Origin of the sequence: Roseibium aggregatum (assembly GCF_014692675.1) — a bacterium.
GTDB classification, from domain to species: Bacteria; Pseudomonadota; Alphaproteobacteria; order Rhizobiales; family Stappiaceae; genus Roseibium; species Roseibium aggregatum_C.
Genome location: NZ_JABFCZ010000099.1, coordinates 1 through 455 on the forward strand (window position 1 = coordinate 1; position 455 = coordinate 455).

At 60.9% G+C, this 455-nt stretch carries 1 protein-coding gene; it reads right to left on the reverse strand.

Translation table 11 applies throughout. The features are described 5' to 3' along the window. A partial coding sequence (locus tag HK439_RS26475) for a DNA primase (protein WP_235988131.1) occupies positions 1-424 on the reverse strand: 424 nt, incomplete at its 3' end. Positions 425-455 lie beyond the last annotated feature (31 nt).

The window sequence follows — 455 nt, forward strand, 5'->3', positions numbered from 1 at the left end:
GTTTGAGGTAGTCCCGGGCGAATTCACCCTGCTGGCCCTTCAGGGCTGACTGATAGAAGCGGCTGGCGTAATCCAGGGCGTCCGTCAGTGTTCGCGCCTGCTGCATTTCCTGGCGCGCGCTCTGGTCGTAGGGCACTTCCATACCGGCTCGGCGGGCCAGTTCCTCGACCGCATCAGTAAAGCCCAGGCCGTCGAATTCGCGGACAAAACTGATGGCATCGCCATGGGCGCCACAGCCAAAGCAGTGGTAAAAGCCCTTATCCGGCCGAACGTTGAAAGACGGCGTCTTCTCATCGTGGAAGGGGCAGCGGGCCTTGTAGTTGCCGCCGGCCTTTTTCAGGGTGATACGTGATCCGATCAGCTCTGCCAGGTCTACCCGGTCGAGCAGGTCTTCAACAAAGCGTTGCGGGATCAGTCCACTCATGATGTCTCCGGTCGCGCGGAAAGTGCCGGGC